This is a genomic window from Citrobacter sp. Marseille-Q6884, assembly GCF_945906775.1.
GTDB lineage: Bacteria > Pseudomonadota > Gammaproteobacteria > Enterobacterales > Enterobacteriaceae > Citrobacter.
Genome location: NZ_CAMDRE010000001.1, coordinates 1,405,088 through 1,424,747, shown reverse-complemented (window position 1 = coordinate 1,424,747; position 19,660 = coordinate 1,405,088). Strand labels below are relative to the sequence as shown.

Annotated in this window: 15 protein-coding genes; 4 read left to right on the top strand and 11 right to left on the bottom strand. The window is 53.0% G+C overall.

The genetic code is table 11. From position 1 onward, the window contains the following. Together yjbE and pgi are read right to left on the bottom strand one after the other, a co-directional pair. Positions 1-243, bottom strand: coding sequence for an exopolysaccharide production protein YjbE (yjbE, locus tag N7268_RS06770; RefSeq protein WP_198907256.1), 243 nt, complete (start codon positions 241-243; stop codon positions 1-3). A 405-nt stretch (positions 244-648) separates the two neighbouring features. Continuing rightward, entirely contained in the window at positions 649-2,295 is a 1,647-nt protein-coding gene (gene pgi / locus N7268_RS06765) for a glucose-6-phosphate isomerase (protein WP_260862210.1), read from the bottom strand. Between the two features lie 298 nt (positions 2,296-2,593). Here pgi and lysC point away from each other — a divergent pair, with 298 nt between their 5' ends. Both lysC and N7268_RS06755 read left to right on the top strand, forming a co-directional pair. After that, positions 2,594-3,943: a lysine-sensitive aspartokinase 3 gene (gene lysC, locus N7268_RS06760; RefSeq protein ID WP_260862208.1), complete on the top strand. Its 1,350-nt coding sequence runs from the start codon at positions 2,594-2,596 to the stop codon at positions 3,941-3,943. A gap of 119 nt (positions 3,944-4,062) precedes the next feature. Next, the gene (locus tag N7268_RS06755) at positions 4,063-4,335 is read left to right on the top strand and encodes a DUF3811 domain-containing protein (protein WP_003826541.1); all 273 of its coding nucleotides are present in this window, start codon (positions 4,063-4,065) and stop codon (positions 4,333-4,335) included. Here the strand turns inward: N7268_RS06755 and rluF are convergent. The 3 genes from rluF to N7268_RS06740 form a co-directional block, all read right to left on the bottom strand. Beyond that, positions 4,332-5,219 (bottom strand): 23S rRNA pseudouridine(2604) synthase RluF, encoded by an 888-nt coding sequence (rluF, locus tag N7268_RS06750; RefSeq protein ID WP_260862205.1) that lies wholly within the window; start codon positions 5,217-5,219, stop codon positions 4,332-4,334. The genes N7268_RS06755 and rluF overlap by 4 nt on opposite strands. Positions 5,220-5,469: 250 nt before the next feature. After that, complete coding sequence (locus tag N7268_RS06745; protein WP_260862204.1) at positions 5,470-5,787, bottom strand: CcdB family protein; 318 nt, start codon at positions 5,785-5,787, stop codon at positions 5,470-5,472. Next, complete coding sequence (locus N7268_RS06740; RefSeq protein WP_198907154.1) at positions 5,787-6,080, bottom strand: type II toxin-antitoxin system CcdA family antitoxin; 294 nt, start codon at positions 6,078-6,080, stop codon at positions 5,787-5,789. Before N7268_RS06740 ends, N7268_RS06745 begins: the two co-directional genes overlap by 1 nt. A 192-nt stretch (positions 6,081-6,272) precedes the next feature. On the opposite strand from N7268_RS06740, the gene pepE reads away from it, so the two are divergent. Further along, positions 6,273-6,962 (top strand): dipeptidase PepE, encoded by a 690-nt coding sequence (pepE, locus tag N7268_RS06735; protein ID WP_260862203.1) that lies wholly within the window; start codon positions 6,273-6,275, stop codon positions 6,960-6,962. Between the two features lie 84 nt (positions 6,963-7,046). Here the strand turns inward: pepE and N7268_RS06730 are convergent, their stop codons facing one another. After that, a complete protein-coding gene (locus N7268_RS06730; protein WP_260862202.1) occupies positions 7,047-8,678 on the bottom strand; it encodes a Na/Pi cotransporter family protein in 1,632 nt (543 codons plus the stop codon). 224 nt (positions 8,679-8,902) lie between these two features. Next, a complete protein-coding gene (metH, locus tag N7268_RS06725; protein WP_260862201.1) occupies positions 8,903-12,586 on the bottom strand; it encodes a methionine synthase in 3,684 nt (1,227 codons plus the stop codon). A gap of 195 nt (positions 12,587-12,781) precedes the next feature. Between metH and iclR the strand changes: the two genes are divergently transcribed. Continuing rightward, on the top strand, positions 12,782-13,606 hold the full coding sequence (gene iclR / locus N7268_RS06720; RefSeq protein ID WP_198907151.1) for a glyoxylate bypass operon transcriptional repressor IclR: 825 nt from the start codon (positions 12,782-12,784) through the stop codon (positions 13,604-13,606). Positions 13,607-13,654: 48 nt separating this feature from the next. On the opposite strand, the gene aceK is transcribed toward iclR, so the two are convergent. The 4 genes from aceK to metA all read right to left on the bottom strand — a co-directional run bounded on the left by aceK (position 13,655) and on the right by metA (position 19,622). Beyond that, the gene (gene aceK / locus N7268_RS06715; RefSeq protein WP_260862200.1) at positions 13,655-15,379 is read right to left on the bottom strand and encodes a bifunctional isocitrate dehydrogenase kinase/phosphatase; all 1,725 of its coding nucleotides are present in this window, start codon (positions 15,377-15,379) and stop codon (positions 13,655-13,657) included. A 104-nt stretch (positions 15,380-15,483) separates the two neighbouring features. Then, the gene (gene aceA / locus N7268_RS06710; protein WP_016155323.1) at positions 15,484-16,788 is read right to left on the bottom strand and encodes an isocitrate lyase; all 1,305 of its coding nucleotides are present in this window, start codon (positions 16,786-16,788) and stop codon (positions 15,484-15,486) included. 34 nt (positions 16,789-16,822) lie between these two features. Continuing rightward, on the bottom strand, positions 16,823-18,424 hold the full coding sequence (gene aceB, locus N7268_RS06705) for a malate synthase A (RefSeq protein ID WP_260862199.1): 1,602 nt from the start codon (positions 18,422-18,424) through the stop codon (positions 16,823-16,825). Positions 18,425-18,692: 268 nt separating this feature from the next. After that, positions 18,693-19,622, bottom strand: coding sequence for a homoserine O-succinyltransferase (gene metA, locus N7268_RS06700; protein ID WP_198907148.1), 930 nt, complete (start codon positions 19,620-19,622; stop codon positions 18,693-18,695). Positions 19,623-19,660 lie beyond the last annotated feature (38 nt).

Here is a 19,660-nt window from a genome sequence, read left to right as displayed (position 1 = left end):
TTACTGGGTACTGGTGGTCGTGGTGGTTGTGGTTCCGGTATTAGAGCCATCGCCACCACCGGTTGCCGCCAGGGCGACGCCCACTGCAGAACCTACGGTGCTCACGCTGGTTGCGGAGGAACTGCCTGCCGAAACCGACGCGGCAGCCGACCCTGCAGCCTCCCCCACCTGAACGGGGGCGGCAGAGGCAGAGGTCGCCGCAAGCGCAGATATAGCCAAAAGGCCATACAGTACTTTTTTCATCATAATTTCCCTTCATTGCATGAATGGAGATTTACCCAAAAGAATTTCGGGCGAGGTAGAGTATACACAACCGAAGTATGCGAATTACGCGAGGCGGGAATTTAAGATAATGAGAAAGGGTGTTTTATAATTATTAGAAACTCAATTACAAAACAATATAAATCAGTTAGTTAAAATATAAAAACAAAAAGATCAATATCCGTATAATCTTAAAATAACGGCGTGCCATGGTGATCCTGTTTATTATTTTAGGATTAAGCTCAATTAATAATTGATCGTAAAGAAGACCAGCAAGCGGAATTATCTTACAAAAAAGCCGATAATAATATCGGCTTTTTTCACAGGTAATCAGCACATCCATTCGAATTGCAGCGGTGTTGGCTGCAGTTCGAAGGAAGAAGCCGATTAACGCCAGGCTTTGTAACGGTTGATCAACCCATTAGTGGAAGCATCATGGGAAGAAACCGCTTTATCATCGTTCAGCTCCGGCAGAATACGGTTTGCCAGCTGTTTGCCCAGCTCAACGCCCCACTGGTCGAAGGTGAAGATGTTCAGGATAGCGCCCTGAGTAAAGATTTTGTGCTCATACAGCGCAATCAGCGCACCCAGGCTAAACGGCGTAATTTCGCGCAGCAGGATGGAGTTGGTTGGGCGGTTGCCTTCGAACACTTTGAACGGTACCACGTGTTCCAGCGTTGCCGGATCTTTACCCTGATCGCGATATTCCTGCTCAACCACTTCGCGGGATTTACCGAACGCCAGCGCTTCAGTCTGGGCGAAGAAGTTAGACAGCAGTTTCGGATGGTGATCTGACAGCGGGTTGTGCGTGATAGCCGGCGCGATAAAGTCGCAAGGAACCATTTTGGTGCCCTGGTGAATCAGCTGATAGAACGCGTGCTGACCGTTAGTCCCCGGCTCACCCCAAATGATTGGGCCAGTCTGGTAATCCACGGCATTACCGTTACGGTCAACGTATTTGCCGTTGGACTCCATGTTACCCTGCTGGAAGTAGGCCGCAAAACGGTGCATATACTGGTCATACGGCAGGATCGCTTCGGTTTCAGCACCGAAGAAATTGTTGTACCAGATGCCGATCAGCGCCAGCAGCACCGGCAGATTTTTCTCTGCAGGCGTGGTGGCGAAGTGTTTATCCATCGCGTGCGCGCCGGACAGCAGCTCAACAAAGTTATCGAAGCCCACAGACAAGATGATGGACAAACCAATGGCTGACCACAGGGAGTAACGACCGCCCACCCAGTCCCAGAACTCGAACATGTTCGCGGTATCAATACCAAACTCACCCACCGCTTTCGCGTTGGTGGACAGCGCGGCGAAGTGTTTCGCAACGTGTTTTTCATCGCCAGCCGTTTTCAGGAACCAGTCGCGCGCGCTGTGGGCGTTGGTCATGGTTTCCTGCGTGGTGAACGTTTTAGAAGCGACCAGGAACAGCGTGGTTTCCGGGTTCACTTTCTTCAGCACTTCCGCGATGTGGGTGCCATCGACGTTAGAGACGAAGTGCATATTCAGGTGATTTTTGTACGGACGCAGCGCTTCGGTCACCATAAATGGACCGAGATCAGAACCGCCGATACCGATGTTCACCACATCCGTGATGGCTTTACCGGTATAACCTTTCCAGTGACCGGAGATGATTGCTTCAGAGAAGGTTTTCATCTTCTCCAGCACAGCGTTCACTTCCGGCATCACATCTTTGCCGTCCACGATGATGGGGGTATTGCTACGGTTACGCAGCGCGACGTGCAGCACAGCACGGTCTTCGGTACGGTTGATTTTCTCACCGGAGAACATGGACTTGATCGCACCCGCCAGATCGGTCTCTTTCGCCAGATCCTGCAGTTTGGCCAAGGTCTCTTCCGTGATGCGGTTTTTGGAAAAATCCACCAGCATCAGATCGTCAAACGTCGCGGAAAACTTAGTGAAACGATCGCTATCTTTCGCGAACAGATCCGCGATAGTAACGTCTTTCATCTCTTCAAAGTGTTTTTGTAGTGCCTGCCAGGCTGAGGTCTGCGTTGGATTGATGTTTTTCATTAGCAATACTCTTCTGATTTTGAGAATTGTGACTGAGATCGATTGTAACGCCAGTCACAGAAAAGTGTGATTGTTTTAATGCCATTGCACTGGCCTGTATGAAACGGAGGTGAAAAGCAGCAAAAAGTATAGCTGTTATAAGCGCTGTTACTCAGGGCCATGACAGCATGAAAAATCCGCATAATCCCAGCGTTGACAGTCACCCGCACACCTTTTATTTATAAATACGGTATTTGCGCCTGCACCAGCTTCCTTTGTGCCATGGTCGCTTTTTTTCACTCCCTGACACGAGGTAGTTATGACTGATGTAGTTGTCTCCAAGTTTGGCGGTACCAGCGTCGCGGATTTCGACGCCATGAACCGTAGCGCTGATGTGGTACTTTCCGACCCCAACGTACGTGTTGTTGTCCTCTCCGCATCCGCTGGCGTCACCAATCTGCTGGTTGCATTGGCTGAAGGACTTGAGCCAACAGCGCGCTTTGAGAAACTCGATACCATTCGTCAAATTCAGTTCAATATCCTGGAACGTCTGCGCTACCCGAACGTTATCCGCGAAGAGATCGAACGTCTGATGGAGAACATCACCACGCTGGCGGAAGCGGCTTCACTGGCGACGTCAACGGCACTGACCGATGAACTGGTCAGCCATGGTGAACTGATGTCTACCTTGTTGTTTGTGGAGATCCTGCGTGAGCGTAACGTTCAGGCACAGTGGTTTGATGTGCGCAAAGTGATGCGTACCAATGACCGTTTTGGTCGCGCAGAGCCGGATATCGCAGCACTGGCCGAGCTGGCCACGCTACAGTTAGCCCCGCGCCTGAGTGAAGGTCTGGTCATTACCCAGGGGTTTATCGGCAGTGAAAGCAAAGGCCGCACTACTACGCTGGGACGTGGCGGCAGCGATTATACTGCCGCCTTACTGGCAGAGGCGCTGCACGCAACGCGCGTAGATATCTGGACCGATGTTCCCGGCATCTACACCACCGATCCGCGTGTCGTGCCGACGGCACAGCGTATCGATGAAATCGCCTTCGAAGAGGCTGCAGAGATGGCAACCTTCGGTGCGAAGGTGTTGCACCCGGCAACCCTGCTCCCTGCCGTTCGTAGCGATATTCCCGTTTTTGTTGGCTCCAGCAAAGAACCGAAAGCGGGTGGGACGCTGGTGTGTAATAAAACCCAGAATCCTCCGCTGTTCCGCGCGCTGGCGCTGCGCCGTAAACAAACGCTGCTCACGCTGCATAGCCTGAATATGCTGCACTCTCGCGGCTTTTTAGCGGAAGTCTTCGGCATTCTGGCACGCCACAATATTTCAGTGGATTTGATCACCACTTCAGAGGTCAGCGTAGCGTTGACGCTGGATACAACAGGTTCAACCTCCACCGGCGATACGCTGCTTACGCAATCTCTGCTGATGGAGCTGTCTGCTCTGTGTCGGGTGGAGGTAGAAGAAGGCCTGGCGCTGGTGGCGCTGATTGGCAACGATCTGTCCAAAGCCTGCGGCGTGGGTAAAGAGGTCTTCGGCGTGCTGGAGCCCTTCAACATTCGAATGATTTGCTACGGCGCTTCCAGCCATAACCTGTGCTTCCTGGTACCGGGTACGGAAGCCGAACAGGTTGTACAAAAACTGCATCATAATCTGTTTGAGTAATAATACCGTCATTACCGGATGGCAGCGCCTGGCGCGTCATCCGGCAATCTCTCCGGCATGCTATCTCTCAGCGCGTGATTCCCGTACACTGAAATCTCTGGCTGACTGAGGGCAACCCTATGGCACTCCCCCGCATTACCCAAAAAGAGATGACCGAGCGTGAACAGCGCGAACTGAAAACGCTGCTTGACCGTGCCCGCATTGCACACGGTCGTCTGCTGACTAACGCAGAGACCAACAGTATTAAAAAGGAATACATCGATAAGCTGATGGCGCTGCGCGAAGCAGAGGCAAAAAAAGCCCGCCAGTTGAAGAAAAAGCAGGCTTATAAACCGGATGCGGAAGCATCGTTTTCCTGGTCAGCAAATACGCCGACGCGCGGCAGACGTTAACGTCCTTTCTTCTTACGCCCCGGCGAGGTAAAGCGTTTACCGTTCGCAGCCGGGCGCGCTTTCTCTTTTTCAGCGGATTTTTCGATTTTCACCACCGGACGCTTAATGCCTGCCGTTTTTGGCTTCGCTTTCGCCTTCGGTTTGGCTTCCGATTTGGCTTCCGATGTAGAGTTCTCAATCAACTTGAACAGTTCGATCAGTTCATCGTCCGTCAGATCACGCCATTCACCCAGCGGCAAGCCGGACAAACCAACGTTCATGATGCGCGTACGCTCAAGCTTCGTCACTTCATAGCCAAAGTGTTCACACATACGGCGGATCTGACGGTTCAGCCCCTGAATCAGCGTGATGCGAAAAACAAACGGCGCTTCTTTCTTGACCTTACATTTCTTGGTGACGGTCCCCAGAATGGGCACACCAGCCCCCATACCACGAATAAACTCGTCCGTGACGGGTTTATCCACCGTCACCAGATACTCTTTTTCGTGATCGTTACCGGCGCGCAGGATTTTATTCACCAGATCGCCGTGGTTGGTCAGAAAAATCAGCCCCTGGGAGTCTTTATCCAGACGACCAATCGGGAACACGCGTTTACTGTGGTTAACAAAATCAACAATGTTGTCGCGCTCGCTGTCTTCGGTGGTGCTCACGATCCCTACCGGCTTATTCAGCGCGATAAAAACCAGATCTTCCGCTTCGCGCGGCTCAATCAACCGACCATTCACTTTTACGACGTCGCCAGGCATCACCTGATCGCCAATGGTGGCGCGTTTGCCATTCAGGAAGACATTCCCTTGTTCGATAAAACGATCCGCCTCGCGACGCGAGCAGATTCCGCTTTCACTGATGTATTTGTTTAATCGGATGGATGAGTCGGACAGCATAATTTCTCCTGTATACACTTCATCCTTCAAGCTGTCTCTGCGTTGGCTACCCTCACTCACCCAGGTCACATAGCAATCTATGCTCCCAGGGATTCGCTCCCTTGCCGCCTTGATACAACTTGAATGATTTTGTGTATTAAAAGCGAAATATACCCTACCTTGCGGGCGATAAAAATAATCGTGAACGCCAGTCCCGACACTATTTGCGATCCGTCACGCCTCTCAACATAATCAGGCCCGTCATGGTGCTCTAATAACCGTTAAGCAGGAAATCAATCGCATCTCGAAATTCAGCCCTGTTTGCGGTCAGGTCTCCCACACAGTTACCCAGATTCTTCACAGGTATGCCTGTCATCATGTGCGTCATCACCACATAAGCTTGCCCACCAATACTAACAATGGGACAAATTTTAGCTGGCGGTACTTCGCCGTCGAACTGACTTAGCGCTATAACGGGTGCAACCAGTACATGCTGCAAAACAGCGGCCACCGGATGCTGTAAGCTAATTAAAAACGGATAAACGCTTTTTCCACTTCCAGTGTTCTCATAAGCGCAATACTGCTCCATCAGAATGTCCTTTGAAAATCACTGAACGAACCGTTTTCTTCCACCCACTGATTTAATGCTTCTATCGATTTTTTATTATCACGTAGCCATTCTTCACGTTTGTTCTCGCGAAATTTTTCGATTAAGGCTTCGGTTAAAACCGCTGACAAATTGATTTTAAGCTTGCGTGCCTCTTCCAATATTTCAGGATCCAGCGAGACATTGACTGATTTTTTCACCTTTGACACAGTGCGCATGATAACCCCCATAGCAATGCGCATGACATGCCTAAGGTTAGCGTAATAAGCGAGCATTTCCTATTCTCCGACCAATAAATCATCATGCACACTAAGGTGGTTGCACAGGTCTGTCACGCCCCGAAGAAGAAGTCTGCGAGGCGCTTTCCAGAACCTCATCTCCAACATCGTGAGCCACATCAGTAAGGTGATACACTGACAGTGGTAGCATTACCGCGTTTTGTAATTTTCTGATTTCATGGAGAAATGATGGAACTGCTTTTATTGAGTAACTCGACGCTGCCAGGCAAAGGCTGGATGGAACACGCACTGCCGCTGATTGCTGAGCAGTTGAATGGTCGCCGTTCTGCGGTATTTATCCCGTTTGCTGGCGTGACGCAAACCTGGGATGAATACACAGCGAAAACTGCAGCCATCTTTGCGCCAATGGGCGTTAATGTGACTGGCATTCATACTGTTGCCGATCCGGTTGCAGCCATTGAAAACGCTGAAGTGGTCATTGTCGGTGGCGGTAACACCTTCCAGTTGCTGAAAGAGAGCCGTGAACGCGGATTGCTGGCGCCGATTGTTGACGTCGTCAAACGCGGCGCACTGTACATCGGCTGGAGCGCGGGTTCCAACCTTGCCTGCCAGACCATTCGTACCACCAACGACATGCCGATTGTCGATCCAAAAGGTCTTGATGCGCTGGGTCTGTTCCCACTGCAGATTAACCCACACTTTACCAATGCACTGCCGGAAGGGCATAAAGGCGAAACGCGCGAGCAGCGTATTCGCGAGCTGCTGGTTGTCGCACCGGAACTGACAGTAATTGGTCTGCCGGAAGGGAACTGGATCAAAGTAAGTAATGGCCAGGCTGTTCTTGGCGGTCCGAACACCACCTATGTGTTCAAGGCGGGTGAAGAGGCGGTTGCGCTTAAAGAAGGTCACTGCTTTTAATTAGCATCACGTTAAGCGCCTGATGGCACTATGCGTATCAGGCCTACAGGATAACGTAGGCCTGATATGAACGCATTACGCTAGTTAGAACTCATCCCGTTCGTCGTCTTCGTCTGGCTGTTCCAGCACACTGTAGGCAACAGAGCAAAACAGCGAGTTCAGACGCTGCATATCCCCCAGTAACGCAAGGTGTAGAGAACTGGTCTCGATACTCTGCACGTTCTGCTGATGCAATCGATCCACGTGCGCGTGTGAATAACGACGATTAAGAATGCGAAAACGGTGTTTGCTGCGGCGCAGGCGGCGGGCGCTGGTCACATCACCGGAGAAGAATACCGACATCGCCAGTTGCAGGTTGCTCAACAACTGATCGTAAAGCGCATCCAGTTCCTTCAGACCTTCCAGAGAAAATGCCCGACGCGCGGCCAACGATTTATCCGCAATTTCGCTTCCCATGCGTTCGACAATATCCGATGCCTGCTCCAGGTTGAGCGACATTTCGATAATTTCCGCCCAGCGGCGCGACTCCTCTTCCGCCAGCTCATCTTTTGGCATCCGCGCCAGATAGAGCTTGATCGCCGTATACAATACGTTGATGTCGTCGGCCATCTTGCGCAGCTCTTTTTCCTCGCGCGGTTCGCCATGCATTACCTTCTTCAGCCCTTCCATCATCTGCTCCATGGCATCGCCAATACGCAGTGCTTCACGGGCCGCATTAGCCAGCGCAAGCGTCGGCGTGTCCAGCGCGCTGACATCCAGATGTTTGGGTTTCAGATGGGCATCTAATTCAGGCTCATCGCGGATAATACGCTTACAGAAACGCGCCATCGGCTCGGCAAACGGCACCATCGCCACGCAGCGCACCAGGTTATAAAAGACGTGAAAATAGATGACCAGTTCGGATTTCGGCAGCGGCAATTCATCCATCAGATTCGCCAGCGGATGCACGAACGGCAGGATAATCAGGCTACCCACCAGCTTAAACAGTAAACTGCCGAGCGCCACGCGGCGAGCCGCAGCATTCGCCGCGCTGTTGTTGAGCATCGCCAACAGGCCGGAACCCAGGTTAGCGCCAATCACCAGACACAACGCGACCGGGAACGAGATAATGCCAGCGGCTGTCAACGTGGCCGTCAGCAGAACCGCCGCCAGGCTGGAGTAACTGATAATCGCAAACATGGCGCCAATCAGCGCATCAAGCATGATATCGCCCGTGAGCGAGGCGAAAATGACCTGTACGCCGTTAGCCTGGGTGATCGGCGTCACCGCCTGCACAATCAGCTCCAGCGCCAGTAAAATCAACCCCAGCCCGATGCCTACCCGCCCCAACTGTCCGACCCGGGACTGCTTGCGTCCCAGAAAGAAAATCACGCCGATAAAAATCAGCAGCGGCGACAGCCAGGAGAGATCGAAGGTCAGGATACGCGCCATCAGCGCGGTCCCCACGTCAGCACCGAGTACAATCACCAACGCAGGCGTGAGTGCCACCAGATCCTGCGCAACAAACGAGGTGACTAGCATGGTGGTCGCGTTGCTGCTTTGCACCAGCGCGGTCACGCCAATCCCCGCGCAAAAGGCGAGCGGTTTCTTTTCAACGCTACGGCTGAGTACAGTACGCAAACGGGCACCAAAGACACGCATCACGCCAGTACGCACAATATGCGTGCCCCAAACCAGCATCGCCACGGCAGAAAGCAGGTGTAACAGAGTTAGCACGGAATCAGGTTCTCCTTATACTTATATGTTCCTGAAGCTCATGGCGTCAGCATAATGCCTGGTGGCAGATGCTGATCAGGCCGACAAAAATTCCCTGTTGGCTGCCGTCATCCGGCAATCTGTGCCATGAGCGTTCTTTCAGTATAAGGGTTTAAATGTAATAAAGAGACAGGGCACTCATTGAGCGCCCTGTTTGTTGTAAAGAAAGATGACAGTTTTGTGAATCAGTCGGCGTCATAGCCCAGGTTTGGCGCTAACCAACGTTCAACTTCTTCCACGCTCATCCCTTTACGGAAAGCGTAATCTTCGACCTGGTCACGCTGAATTTGCGCCACGGCGTAGTACTTACTGTCCGGGTGGCTGAAGTACCAGCCGGAGACCGACGCACCTGGCCACATGGCGAAGGATTCCGTGAGCTTCATACCGGTGTGGGTTTCCACATCTAACAACGCCCAGATCGTGGCCTTCTCGGTATGCTCCGGGCACGCCGGATAGCCCGGTGCCGGGCGAATCCCCTGGTAGTTCTCACGGATCAGCTCATCATTGCTGAGATTCTCGTTCGCGGCGTAACCCCAGTAAACTTTGCGCACGCGCTCGTGCAGATACTCCGCAAAGGCCTCTGCCAGGCGGTCGGCAATCGCTTTCACCATGATCTTGTTGTAGTCATCGTGCTGCGCTTCAAAAGCATCGGCCAGCGCATCCTCTTCCAGACCGCCGGTAACCGCGAAGGCGCCAATATAATCGGCCTTACCGCTCTGCTTCGGCGCCACAAAGTCAGACAGGCAGTAGTTGGCAAAACCCACCTTCTCAGTTTGCTGGCGCAGATGATGGCTCACATTCAGGACGTGAGTGCGCGTTTCATCGCGGTAAATCTCGATATCATCGCCGACGCGGTTGGCCGGGAATAACCCAACAACGCCACGCGGGTTGAGGGTTTTCTCAGCGCTGAGTTTATCCAGCATGTCGTTCGCATCTTTAAACAGACGTTTCGCCTCTTCCCCCACCACTTCATCTTCAAGGATGCGAGGGTATTTACCGGCCAGCGACCAGGTCATAAAGAACGGCGTCCAGTCGATATAGTTACGCAGCGTTTCAATGCTGGCCTCAACTTCCTGCACACCCAGACGATGAGCCACCGGCGGCGTGTAGCTTTCCCAGTCAAAGGCCAGATCGTTATCACGCGCGGCCTCCAGCGTTACCGGTGGAGTACGTGGTTTCTTGCGCCCGTGTTGTATGCGTACCGTTTCATACTCTTTACGCGTACGCGCGACAAAATCATCGCGTTGCGTATCAGAAAGCAAAGCAGCGACGACGCCAACGGTACGCGAGGCGTTCTGTACGTAGACCGTCGGACCGCTGTAGTTCTGCTCAATTTTCACCGCCGTGTGCGCTTTCGAGGTGGTCGCACCGCCAATCAGCAGCGGAATGGTGAAGCCCTGACGTTCCATCTCTTTCGCCACGTTGACCATTTCGTCCAGTGACGGGGTAATCAGCCCGGAAAGACCAATCAGATCAGCATTGACTTCACGCGCCGTGCGGAGGATTTTCTCTGCAGGCACCATCACGCCAAGGTCGATGATTTCGTAGTTATTACATTGCAGCACCACACCGACAATATTTTTACCGATATCGTGCACATCACCCTTCACCGTCGCGATGACCATCTTGCCGTTGCTGGAGCCTTTTTCTTTGCTGGCTTCAATGTAGGGTTCAAGGTAGGCCACCGCCTGCTTCATCACGCGCGCCGATTTCACCACCTGCGGCAGGAACATTTTACCTTCGCCAAACAGATCGCCAACGACGTTCATGCCGTCCATCAGCGGCCCTTCGATCACTTCAATCGGACGCGCTGCCTGCTGGCGTGCTTCTTCGGTATCCAGCTCGATAAACTCGGTAATCCCTTTCACCAGCGAATATTCGAGGCGTTTTTTCACGTCCCAACTACGCCACTCCGCCTGTTGCGCGTTAGCGGTGTCGTCGGTTTTGCTGCCACGGTATTTTTCCGCCAAATCCAGCAGACGTTCGGTGCCATCGTCGCGACGATTAAGGATCACGTCCTCAACCGCATCGCGCAGCTCGGCAGGCAGATCGTCGTAAATCGCCAGTTGTCCGGCGTTGACGATCCCCATATCCATGCCGTTACGGATAGCGTAGTAGAGGAACACCGCGTGAATGGCTTCGCGCACCGGATCGTTGCCACGGAATGAGAACGAAACGTTAGAAACACCGCCGGAGATCAGCGCATGCGGCAGCTCGCGTTTAATGTCTTCACAGGCACCGATAAAGTCCTGCGCATAGTTGTTGTGCTCTTCGATACCGGTCGCGACCGCAAAAATGTTTGGGTCGAAGATAATATCTTCCGGCGGGAAGCCCACCTCTTCGGTGAGAATTTTGTATGCGCGACGGCAAATTTCGATTTTACGCGCGCGGGTATCGGCCTGCCCCTGCTCGTCAAAGGCCATTACCACTACCGCCGCACCGTAGCGACGCAGCAATTTGGCATGATGGGTGAAGATCTCCACGCCCTCTTTCATCGAGATGGAGTTAACGATGCCTTTACCCTGAATGCACTTCAGCCCTTTTTCGATGACTTCCCATTTGGAAGAGTCGATCATAATCGGTACGCGGGCGATGTCCGGTTCACCAGCGATCAGGTTGAGGAAGCGCACCATCGCCGCTTCGGCGTCGAGCATCCCCTCATCCATGTTGATGTCGATAATCTGCGCGCCGCTTTCCACCTGCTGGCGGGCAACGTCCAGCGCTTCGCTGTATTTTTCTTCTTTAATCAGGCGCTTGAATTTGGCCGAACCCGTGACGTTGGTACGTTCGCCGACGTTAACGAACAGGCTGTCGTCACCAATATTCAGCGGCTCCAGGCCAGAAAGACGGCAGGCAACCGGAATTTCCGGTAGCTGGCGCGGCGCGATGCCATCCACCGCGCGACTCATCGCCGCGATATGCTCTGGCGTGGTCCCGCAGCAGCCGCCAACCACGTTCAGAAAGCCGGCTTCAGCCCATTCGCGAATCTGCTTCGCCATGGTTTCCGCATCAAGGTCGTACTCACCAAAGGCGTTCGGCAGGCCGGCGTTGGGGTGTGCGGTAACGTAGCATTCCGCAATACGCGAGAGCTCCTGAACGTACTGACGCAGCTCATCCGGCCCAAGGGCGCAGTTGAGACCAAAGGTCAGCGCTTCGGCGTGGCGCAGTGAGTTATAGAATGCTTCGGTGGTCTGGCCGGAGAGCGTACGCCCTGAGGCATCGGTGATGGTGCCGGAAATCATAATCGGCAGTTCAATCCCCAGCGCTTCAAACTCCGTTTTCACCGCGAAGATAGCCGCTTTCGCATTCAGCGTGTCAAAAACGGTTTCAATCAGGATCAGGTCACTGCCACCTTCCACCAGCGCTTTGGTGGACTCACGGTAAGCGGCCACCAGCTGATCAAAGGTAATGTTACGGTAAGCCGGATCATTTACGTCCGGTGAAATAGATGCTGTACGGTTGGTTGGGCCGAGGACACCCGCAACATAGCGCGGTTTGTGCGGCGTACGCGCCGTCCACTCATCGGCACAGGCACGCGCAAGTTTTGCCGCTTCAAGGTTAATTTCCGCCGACAGGGATTCCATTTGGTAATCCGCCATGGCGATGGTCGTGGAGTTGAAGGTGTTGGTTTCGATGATATCCGCGCCCGCTTCAAAGTAGGCGTTATGAATTGCGGTAATCACCTCCGGCTTGCTCAGCACCAACAAGTCGTTGTTGCCTTTGAGATCGCATGGCCAGTCGGCAAAGCGTTCGCCGCGGAAATCTGCTTCACTCAGACGGTATCCCTGGATCATGGTCCCCATACCGCCGTCCAGCACCAGAATACGTTCCTTTAACTGCTGACGTAATTGTTCAACTTTGCTGCTCACACTCGCTCCCGACAACGCTCAACCAGACCGAAAAAAACTCAACAGGTCATACTGGCACAAACCTGAGAGGCGGAAAAGAGAACAACGGCCAACATGAGACATGTTCAGCTTCACTCATCCGATCAGTACAGGAATTCTTGCATTATAATCGAATAAAACGAAAATGATTTCCACGATACAGAAAAGGAGTCTGCCATGGTTGCCACTGTTCCCGCAAAACGCGGTAGAAAACCCGCCGCTACGACCACGCCTGCAACCGGGCAGGTTCAGTCTCTGACCCGGGGCCTGAAACTATTGGAATGGATTGCGGAATCCAACGGCAGCGTCGCGCTGACCGAGCTGGCGCAACAGGCTGGCTTACCCAATTCCACCACGCACCGCTTATTGACCACCATGCAGCAGCAGGGTTTTGTCCGCCAGGTTGGCGAACTGGGACACTGGGCTGTGGGGGCTCACGCATTCATCGTCGGCAGCAGTTTTTTGCAAAGCCGTAATCTGCTGGCGATTGTCCACCCGATTCTGCGTAAACTGATGGAGGACTCCGGTGAAACGGTGAATCTGGCCGTGCTGGATCAGAGCGACCATCAGGCGATCATTATCGACCAGGTGCAGTGTACGCAGTTGATGCGCATGTCTGCTCCTATAGGCGGCAAGCTGCCGATGCACGCCTCCGGCGCAGGGAAAGCATTCTTAGCCCAGCTCAGCGAGGAGAAAGTGACCAGCCTGCTGCACCGCAAAGGGCTGCACGCCTATACCCACGCCACGCTGGTTTCTCCGCTACACCTGAAAGAAGATCTCGCCCAGACGCGTAAACGCGGCTATTCCTTTGATGATGAAGAACACGCGCTTGGTCTGCGCTGCATAGCATCCTGCATTTACGATGAGCACCGCGAGCCCTTTGCCGCCATCTCGATCTCCGGCCCGATTTCGCGTATTACTGACGACCGTGTTACTGAGTTTGGTGCGCTGGCCATCAAAGCCGCGAAAGAGGTGACGCTGGCGTACGGCGGGATTCGTTAAGGTATTTTTTGCCGGGGGGCGGTTACGCCTTACCCGGCCGACAGAAACTCATGCAAACCTTACGCTAAAGCGCTGCTTGCGGCGGTAGGCATAAACATCTTCCACGTGCCCTTCACGGATGCGCGTTTGCAGGCTCCGCCAGTAATCGGCACTGAACAGATCCGCATGCATTTCTTCAAACAGCGGTCCAATACGCGGGTCAGCACATAGCCAGTGACGAAACTCTTCCGGGAAGACGTCCCCCGGCGACACGCTGTACCACGGCTCGCTGGCCATCTCGTCTTCCGGGTAACGCGGCGGCGGGATATGGCGGAAATTCACTTCCGTCATATAACAAATCTCATCGTAGTCGTAGAACACCACGCGCCCGTGACGGGTGACACCGAAGTTTTTAAACAGCATGTCGCCGGGGAAAATATTCGCAGCGGCAAGCTGGCGAATGGCGTTGCCATACTCTTCAATCGCATCCCGCAGTTGTTGGCCCTCCACCTGCTCCAGCCAGATATTTAACGGGACCATCCGACGTTCGATATACAGATGGCGAATCACAATCTGCTCGCCCAGATCGGTTATCTTTTCAGGGACTTCCTGTTGCAACAGCGCCATCAGTGCCGGGTCGATTTGCCGCTTATCCAGCACGAAGTTCTCGAACTCCTGAGTATCTGCCATGCGCCCAACACGATCGTGCTCTTTCACCAGTTGATAACAGGCACGGACGTGAGCAGCCGACATCTCTTTCTGTGGAGCAAATTTATCTTTGATAATTTTGAATACCCGATCGAAACCCGGCAGCGTAAATACCAGCATGACCATGCCGCGTATTCCGGGCGCTTCGATAAACTGTTCGTGACTCCCGGCAAGATAGAGCAAATATTCGCGATAACTTTCCGTTTTCGCATGTTTCTGGCAGCCAATCGCCATATACAACTCAGCGGTAGTTTTACCGGGCAGGATCTCACGCAGCCACTCCACCAGCGCCGCAGGCAATGGTGCGTAAACCATGAAGTAAGAGCGGGCAAAACCAAACACGATACTGGCTTCTGCCGTGGTCGTCAGACACGTATCAACAAACAATTCACCTTCGTCAGTGCGGTGTATCGGCAGTAAAAATGGCAGCGTCCCCGTCGGAGTGATGAGCTTGCCAACCAGCCAGGCGGCCTTGTTGCGATAGAACAGTTCGTTCGCTACCTGTAAATGACAGCGCTGCAGCACCGCTGCACCGAAGGTTTCCGTCAGGTGTTCGATGATGTAGTGGATGTCACGAATTTTATTCTGCCACGGCAGGCGCAGCGGCAGATCGCTGAGTACGCGCATCAGCAGCGGTTCCCAGCCGGCATCCGGGAAAAAATCTTTCGCCAGCGGGCGAGGAATTGTGCGAAACCGGCGCTCCGGTTGGGAGCTGAAAATAAACAAACGTTCGGGTGTCAGTGAGCGGTGATCGAATAACCGGCAGTAGACGGAGTTAAAAAAGCTCTCCGCAATTTCGAAGCGTGGGTAATCCGGCAATAACCGGGTGTAATGCTCTTTAACCCGAAGCAGAAACGCCGCATCGGTGCTCTTGCCATCGGTGATACAGCGCAACTGTTCCACCACCAGACCCACATGATGATCATAGAGATGGATACGACTTTTCATCGCCTGCTGCACCGCATGCCAGTCGGCCTGTTCAAAACGTTGCTGCGCGCCGGACGTCACTTCCAGAAATCGACCGTACTGCGCGTCAAAGCCTTGCAGAATAGTTTGAGCAATCAGTAATTCCATGCCACGCGACATTGTTTACCCTCAACAATTGTCGGATGGCAGTGCAAGCACCTTATCCGACCTACAGTGCTCAGTAGGCCGGACAGGCAAATGCGCTATCCGGCATCTCAGGACAATCAGAACTGGGATTCTTCCGTTGACCCCGTCAGTGCGGTAACGGATGACGTGCCACCCTGAATGATGGTGGTCACTTTATCGAAGTAACCGGTGCCCACTTCTTGCTGGTGAGACACGAAGGTATAACCGTCTTTGGCCGCCGCAAATTCTGGCTGCTGAACTTTCTCGACGTAGTGGCGCATGCCTTCGCCCTGCGCATAGGAATGTGCGAGGTCGAACATGTTGAACCACATGCTGTGAATGCCTGCCAGGGTAATGAACTGGTATTTGTAGCCCATGTCCGACAGTTGCTGCTGGAAGCTGGCGATGGTTTTGTCGTCCAGATTTTTCTGCCAGTTAAACGATGGCGAACAGTTGTAGGCCAGCAGTTTCCCTGGGAATTTAGCGTGAATTGCATCAGCAAAGCGCTTCGCCAGTTCGAGGTCCGGGGTGGAGGTTTCGCACCACACCAGATCAGCATACGGCGCGTAGGCCAGACCACGGCTGATCGCCTGCTCGATACCCGCATGTGTACGGTAGAAACCTTCACTGGTGCGCTCACCGGTGATGAATTCGCTGTCATACGGATCGCAATCAGAGGTGATCAAATCTGCCGCGTCAGCATCGGTACGGGCAATCACCAGCGTCGGAACACCCATGACGTCTGCTGCCAGACGGGCTGCTACCAGTTTCTGAATGGCTTCCTGAGTCGGCACCAGTACTTTGCCGCCCATGTGACCACATTTTTTCACCGAAGCCAGCTGATCTTCGAAGTGAACGGCCGCTGCACCAGCCTCAATCATCGATTTCATCAGTTCAAACGCGTTCAGTACACCGCCAAAACCGGCTTCAGCATCAGCGACGATCGGCAGGAAGTAATCCACATAGCGTGGATCGTTCGGCTCAATACCGGTTGACCATTGGATCTGATCCGCACGACGGAAGGTGTTGTTGATCCGATCCACCACCGCAGGGACAGAGTTCGCCGGATACAGCGATTGGTCCGGGTACATGCTGGATGCCAGGTTGGCATCCGCCGCCACCTGCCAGCCTGAAAGATAGACCGCTTCAATACCGGCTTTCGCCTGCTGCAGCGCCTGACCACCGGTCAGCGCACCGAGGCTGTTGATATAGCCTTTCTTCGATTCACCGTGCAGCAGACGCCACATCTTCGCCGCGCCAAGCTGCGCCAGAGTACATTCCGGGTTGACCGAGCCACGCAATTTCACCACTTCCTCCGCGCTGTAAGGGCGGGTAATGCCTTCCCAGCGAGGTTGTGTCCATTCTTTCTGTAATTCTTCGATTTGTTGGGTACGGGTTTTCATGTGCAGATGCTCCATAGGGTAAACGGTGGGTGAATCAAGCCAGTAAGCGATAGCCAGGCAAGGTTAAGAAATCGATCAGTTCGTCAGATGTCGTGATTTGCTCCATCAGGCGCGCGGCATCATCAAAACGCCCGCTGCTGTAGCGGTGTTCGCCGAGCTCGTCCTGAATGACCAACATCTCTTCGGCCAGCATCTGGCGGAACAACGGTTTGGTAACCGGTTTACCGTTGCTGAGCGTTTTCTGGTGATGGATCCACTGCCAGATGGAGGTTCGGGAGATTTCGGCGGTAGCCGCATCTTCCATCAGACCGTAAATCGGTACGCAGCCGTTGCCAGAGATCCAGGCTTCAATGTATTGCACGGCAACACGGATATTGGCACGCATGCCTTCCTCAGTGCGCTCGCCCTCGCATGGCGCCAGCAGTTCTTCTGCCGTGATCGGCGCATCGGTATCGCGGGTGACGAAGAGCTGGTTTTTGTTTTCACCCAGCACATCGTTGAAAATCGCCATCGCGGTATCCGCAAGCCCCGGATGGGCAACCCAGGTACCGTCATGACCGTTATTCGCTTCCAACGCTTTATCCGCTTTTACTTTATTCAGCACCTGGTTGTTACGTTCAGCGTCTTTGCTGGGGATAAAGGCCGCCATACCGCCCATCGCAAAGGCACCGCGCTTGTGGCAGGTTTTAATCAGCAGACGTGAGTAGGCGCTGAGGAAAGGTTTATCCATCGTCACCACCTGACGGTCCGGCAGGACGCGGTCCGGGTGGTTCTTCAGCGTTTTGATATAGCTGAAAATGTAGTCCCAGCGACCGCAGTTGAGGCCCACAATATGGTCACGCAGTGCGTGCAGGATCTCGTCCATCTGGAAGACAGCCGGCAATGTTTCAATCAACAGCGTGGCTTTGATCGTGCCGCGCGGCAGGTTAAATCTGTCTTCGGCATAGCTGAAAACTTCACTCCACCAGGCAGCCTCTTGCCAAGCCTGCGTTTTCGGCAGGTAAAAATAAGGACCGCTGCCTTTTGCCAACAACGCCTTATAGTTGTGGAAGAAATAGAGGGCAAAGTCGAACAGACTGCCGGGAATGGCTTCATCGCGCCATGTCACGTGCTTCTCTGGCAGGTGCAGGCCACGCACACGACAAATCAATAAGGCCGGATCGGGATTCAGTTGGTAAATCTTGCCCGCTTCGTTGGTGTAGCTGATGGTGCCATTTACCGCATCGCGCAGGTTGATTTGCCCATCAATCACCTTGCTCCACTCAGGCGCCAGAGAATCTTCAAAGTCAGCCATAAAAACTTTGACGTTTGCGTTCAAGGCGTTAATCACCATTTTGCGCTCAACCGGCCCGGTGATCTCTACACGGCGATCCTGTAAATCATCAGGAATACCGCGAATTTTCCAGTCACCTTCACGAATGGAAGCTGTTTCCGAAATAAATCCAGGCAACTTACCGTCGTCAATATCCTGCTGCTGCTTAATGCGTGCAGCGAGAAGTTTATTCCTTTTTGGTGTAAATCGTGTCACCAGTTCAGTCAGAAACTCCACTGCTTCTGCAGTCAGAATCTGTTGTTCCTGCTCGCCATGCGGCCTGGTAAACACCAGTTCATCGGTTGTTGTTGCCTGTTGATTCATTGCGTAGCTCCTCGTCGTTGATCCAAGCTCATCCCCAATGCGAACGAAGGATCGTTGTGTGGTTTTCGTTCAGCACAACTAAGACTACTCAATTAAATCTCAAAATCAAAAACAATTTCCATTTTTAATTTAATTATGAATTAACTTATTGATAACAATAAGGATAAAAATTATTTACACTGTGAGGTGCATTTCGGAAATAAAAAAGGCACCCGAAGGTGCCTGTTTCAACATGCTGAAACGCTTAAGGATCGTTTGCTACAGAAGATTAATCCAGCGTGGGATTCATGTGACGCAGATCGTATGGTGTTATCTGGTAGACGTAATAGTTGAGCCAGTTGGTAAACAGCAAATTGCCATGGCTGCGCCAGGTGGCCTGCGGTTTGTTCTGCGGATCATTTTTTGGAAAATAGTTGTAGGGAACATCCGGGGTTAAACCCGCTTCAACATCACGAAAATACTCACTGGCCAGAGTATGTGCATCGTATTCCGGATGACCTGTCACAAATGCAATGCGCTTATCTTTGCTGGCAAACAGGTAGGCATCTCCCTCTTCTGTCTCCGCAAAGATCTCAAGGTCGGTATAATCTCTGATCAGGGCCGCAGGGAAATCGGCATAGCGCGAATGCGGCGCAAGAAACGCATCATCAAAGCCGCGCGTCAGCAGAGCATGAGGATGCAGAATATGGTGTTCATAGACGCCGGAGAGTTTGTCCGCGCGGGTTTGTTTTGGAATACCATACAAAATATTCAGTGCCGCTTGTACCGCCCAACAGACAAAGAGTGTCGAGGTGACGTGATCTTTTGCCCATTCCAGCACCTGTTTGATCTGCGGCCAGTAAGCGACATCATTAAACTCAACCAGCCCCAGCGGCGCACCGGTCACAATCAGACCATCAAAGTTCTGATCGCGGATCTCATCAAAATTACAGTAGAAGTTGTTCAGATGCTCGGCAGGTGTATTACGCGATTCACGTGCGTCAATGCGCAACAGTTGAATATCCACCTGCAACGGCGAGTTAGACAGAAGACGCAGAAACTGGTTTTCCGTTTCGATTTTCTTCGGCATCAGGTTAAGAATCAGGACCTTCAGTGGACGAATTTCCTGGCCTGTTGCGCGTGATGCGGTCATCACAAAGACATTTTCATCACGCAAGAAATTGACGGCTGGTAGCTCGTCCTGCACCCGAATCGGCATAACCTTGTTACCTCACAACATACGTATAAACGTTTAGA